This window comes from Actinosynnema sp. NPDC059335 (genome assembly GCF_042752395.1).
Lineage (GTDB): Bacteria > Actinomycetota > Actinomycetes > Mycobacteriales > Pseudonocardiaceae > Actinosynnema.
The window spans coordinates 40,844-45,216 of the sequence record NZ_JBHYXZ010000064.1; the positions used below are offsets into that span (position 1 = coordinate 40,844).

Genomic DNA, 4,373 nt, shown 5'->3' on the forward strand with positions numbered 1-4,373 from the left:
CGGCTCGTCGGACCGGGCGCGCACCGATTCGCGGCACGCGTCGTTGGACACACTGCGCGACCCAGCCGACGGACCGGAGGAACCGATGCGCCTCAAGACCGCACTCGTCGTGGCGGCGGTCGTCGCCGGTGTCGCCGCACCCACCGCGGCCGCCGCGGAGCACCCCGCGCCGGAGCACGTGTGCCTCGCGAGCGTGCCGGAGACCGACCCGCTGGAGCCGGGACCGGTCGACATCTGCGTCAGCGTGTTCCGGCCCGCCGCGGCCTCGCCCGCCCACCGGGTGCCCGTCCTGCTGCACAGCCACGGCTGGGGCGGCAGCCGCACGTCCGCGCCCGGCTCGTTCCGGCGGTACCTCGACGCGGGCTTCGGCGTGGTCAGCATCGACCAGCGCGGCTTCGGCGAGAGCGGCGGCAAGGCGCACGTGGAGGACCCCGCGTTCGAGGGGGAGGACGTCATCCGCGTGATCGACCACGTCGCCTCGCTGGACTGGGTCCGCACGACCGGCCCGAACGACCCCGTGCTCGGCGCGATCGGCGGCTCCTACGGCGGCGGCTACCAATTCGCGGGCGCGTTCACCGAGATCATGAAGACCGGCCGCACCCGGTTCGACGCGCTGGCGCCGCAGATCACCTGGCACTCGCTCAACGACAGCCTCGCGCCCCGCGAGGTCGTGCGCACCACCTGGGTCACCGCCCTGTACGCCGCCGCCCTCGACGCGCACACCTCCGCGCTGCACGCCGGCTACGCCGAGGGCCTGCTCACCGGCAACTGGCCCACCGCCATGGCGGAGTTCTTCCGCGACAACGGCCCCGCCCACCACGTCGCCGCCGGCCGCCGGCTGGACATCCCCGTGCTGCTGCGCCAGGGCATCAGCGACAACCTGTTCCCGCTCGACCAGGCGATCGACAACTTCGACCGCGCGCTCACCCCGCGCGCCCGCGCGAACAGCCTGCTCGTCGGCTACAACGGCGGCCACTCGCTGCCCAACGTCCTGCCCGCCGGGTACGCCGTCGCCGGCGACGCGTGCTCGGCCACGCTCGGCGCGTCCGGCTACGACGACCTCGAACTCCGGTTCCTCGCCGAGAACCTGAACGGCGCGCCCCGCACCGTCACCGGCCACGGCCGCTACCACCTCATGACCGCCGAGGGCGGGTGCGTCGACACGGCCTCCGTCGCGCCGACCACCTCCGTCGCGCTGCCCGACATCGTGACCACGGCCGGCGCGGGCCTGCCGCAGGCGATCAGGATCGCGGACGGCCCGCTCACCCTCGCCGGCTCGCCGGCGCTCGACGCCGTCGTGAGCACGCTCGGACTCGACACCCGCGCGTTCTTCGCCCTCAGCGTCGGCCGGTCGCCCCTGGACGCCAAGGTGATCCAGCACAACCTGCTGCCGCACCGCGAACCCGGCCTCACCCTCGGCACGCGGCGCGCGATCGAACTGCCCGCCGTCGCCGCCACCGTCGCGGCGGGCCAGTCGTTGTTCCTCACCGTCACCCCGCTGTCGGACATGTTCCCCCTGCACGGCAGCCGCACGCCGGGCGTGATGGCGCTGCGCGACGTCACGGTGCACCTGCCTGTCCACGGCTAGGTCGTGCAGGGTGGCGTCCGCGCAGGTCCCCGGCATCTGTGAGCGCTAACAACGAAGGCCGTCGAATCGCACCGACGGAGCTGGAAAGTCGAGGGTGAAGGCTTGAGCTGCGTCACGCTCACCTGTTAGCGTTAACACGCGACACGACCCGGAGCACCTGCACGTCCCGATGCCGGTTGCCCTGCCGGTGGCCGGCGGCCCGTCTCCCGCCGCCGGTCACCGCCCACCCGAGGGGTCCCCGGCGCGACCTCGACCGTGCCGGCGGGACCGTCGGGCGAGGCCGCGGGCCCGGGCAACGGCAACAACGCCCAGCGGTGGGCCGTCACCCGACCCGGCTTTGACGCGCCCGTCGGCAGCGATCACGATGACGGGGTGACACCACGCGCGCGGAAGCGGGCCGCGCCCAGCATCCGCGACGTCGCCGCGGCCGCCGGCGTGTCCTACCAGACTGTGTCCCGGGTGCTCAACGAGTCGCCGAACGTCAGGCCCGACACCCGGCGGCAGGTGCTCGACGTCATCGACCGGCTGGGGTACCGGCCCAACCGTGCCGCCCGCGCCCTCGGCTCCGGGCGGTCCGGCTCGGTGACGGTGGTGATGGCCGACACCACGCTGTACGGGTACGCCGCCACGGTGCGGGGGATCGAGGAGGCCGCGCGCTCGAAGGGGCTCGCGGTCGGGGTGCGGGTGGTCGAGTCCGACCGCCCCGCCGACGTCCGGCACGCGGTGGAGCACGTGAGCGACCCCAACGCCGGCGGCGTCGTCGTGATCGCCTTCGACGCCGCCGGCGCCGGGGTGCTGCGCGCCCTGCCGCCCGACGTGCCCGCGGTCGCCGCGACCGAGGCGGGCGGCCTGGCCGACAGCCGCCGGACCACGATCTGTTTGGACGAACGGCAGGCCGCCGCGGACGCGACGGACCACCTGCTGGCGCTGGGCCACCGCACGGTGCACCACGTCGCCATCCCGTCGGAGACCGGCACGAGCGCGCGGCAGTCGGGGTGGCGGCGGGCGTTGGCGCGGGCGGGCGCGGCCGTGCCCGAGGTCGTGCCGGTCGGGTGGGACGTGCGGTCGGCCTACCTGGCCGGGCGCCGGCTGGCGGCCGACCCGGACGTCACCGCGGTCCTGTGCGGCAACGACGACGCGGCGCTGGGCGTCCGCCGGGCGCTGCACGAAGCCGGGCGCGACGTGCCCGGCGACGTCAGCGTGATCGGGTTCGACGACGTGCCCGGCGCGGCGTACTGGACGCCCGCGCTCACCACGGTGCGGATGGACTTCGCGGCCCTCGGTCGCGCCTGCCTGGCCGCGCTGGTGGCCGAGGTCGAGGGCGGTCCGCCGCCGGTCGCGGACCTCGCCGCGCCGGCCTTGGTCGTCCGCGAGTCGACCGCGCCACCCCGCCGTCGCTGAGCGACCGCGCGGATGTGGGTGACAACAAGGTAACGCGCCCTTTCCGCCGACTCGTGTGACCGGTCACAATCGGCGTGATGTGACCGGTCACACGCAGCCGGTCGATGCCGACGCACACCACGCCACGTGATCGCCGCGCCCCTCGGCCGGGGACCGCGGCCGGACAGGAGCACCGTGAGCTCGTGGGAGTCCGCCGCGGCGGTGAAATGGGGCCACTCGGCCCTGGACCTCGTCGTGGACGTGTCGCCGGACGGCCCGGTCGGCGTCCGCTCGCTGGCGACCGGACCGCGGCCGGACGTGCCGCGGTCCGCGCAGCCCCTGGTCGAGCTGCTGGTCGCGGGCGAGGGCCGGGCCCGCGCCTCGCACCGGTTCTCCGACACCGCGCCCGGCCGGCGCATGGTCTACGCCGGGTCGGCCCGCACGTCCGACGGCAAGTGGAGCGAGCTGCACGTCGACGTGCGCGACGAGCGGACCGGCCTGGTCGCGCGCACGTCGTTCCGGTCGGTCGAGGGCGTGGCCGCCTGCCAGGTCCGCACGACCGTGACCAACCGGGGCGGGGCGCCGGCGCTCCTGCTCGGCGTCACGTCGTTCGCCGCGGGCTTCCCCGGCGCGCGGGTCGAGGACGTGGACCTGCTTCGGGGCGACAGCGAGTGGCTGGGCGAGGGCCGGTGGACCCGGAGCCCGCTGCGCGACGGCGTGTCGCCGGACCTGAACCTGCGGCTGCACGGGCAGGACGGGCGGGGCCGGTTCGCCGCCGTCAGCACCGGGACGTGGTCCACCGGCACGCACCTGCCCACGGGCGGTGTGGTGGACCGCCGGGGCGGTCAGGCGTGGCTGTGGCAGGTCGAGCACAACGGCGCCTGGCGGTGGGAGGTCGGCGAGCGGCTGTCCGGCGCGTACCTGGCGCTGCTCGGGCCGACGGACGTGGACCACCAGTGGCAGCACCGGCTGCTGCCGGGCGAGTCCTTCACCACGGTCCCCGTCTCGGTGGCGGTGTCCGGGTCCGGGGTGGACGGGGCGGTCGCCGCGATGACCGCGCACCGGCGGGAACTCCTGCGCCCGCACCGCGACCGGTCGGCCCTGCCGGTGGTGTTCAACGACTACATGAACACGCTGATGGGCGATCCGACCACGGCGAAGCTGCTGCCGCTGGTGGACGCCGCCGCCGAGGCCGGCGCGGAGGTGTTCTGCGTCGACGCCGGCTGGTACGACGACGGCTCCGGCTGGTGGGACGCGGTCGGCGAGTGGCTGCCGTCCCGGGCCCGGTTCCCGCGCGGGATCGAGGAGGTGCTGGACCGGATCCGGGACCGGGGCATGGTGCCGGGCCTGTGGCTCGAACCGGTCGAGAACGGGCGGGGCATCGAGCGGGCGCTCGCGCGGCACC

The 4,373-nt window shown here is 75.4% G+C and carries 3 protein-coding genes; all 3 read left to right on the forward strand.

Annotated features, from left to right (window positions below):
• The first annotated feature begins 85 nt into the window (after positions 1 to 85).
• Positions 86 to 1,588 carry an alpha/beta fold hydrolase gene (locus ACFXGA_RS20915; RefSeq protein ID WP_378090293.1) on the forward strand — a complete coding sequence of 501 codons (1,503 nt, stop codon included), beginning with the start codon at positions 86 to 88 and terminating at the stop codon, positions 1,586 to 1,588.
• A 372-nt stretch (positions 1,589 to 1,960) separates the two neighbouring features.
• Positions 1,961 to 2,989, forward strand: a complete 1,029-nt coding sequence (locus tag ACFXGA_RS20920; protein ID WP_378090282.1) for a LacI family DNA-binding transcriptional regulator — start codon at positions 1,961 to 1,963, stop codon at positions 2,987 to 2,989.
• A 174-nt stretch (positions 2,990 to 3,163) separates the two neighbouring features.
• Positions 3,164 to 4,373 (forward strand): alpha-galactosidase (locus tag ACFXGA_RS20925; protein WP_378090284.1); only part of this gene is annotated, 1,210 nt, incomplete at its 3' end.

Coding starts and splice junctions, on each gene's coding strand:
- ACFXGA_RS20915 (WP_378090293.1), top strand. CDS start 86: ATGCGCCTCAAGACCGCACTCGTCGTGGCGGCGGTCGTCGCCGGTGTC.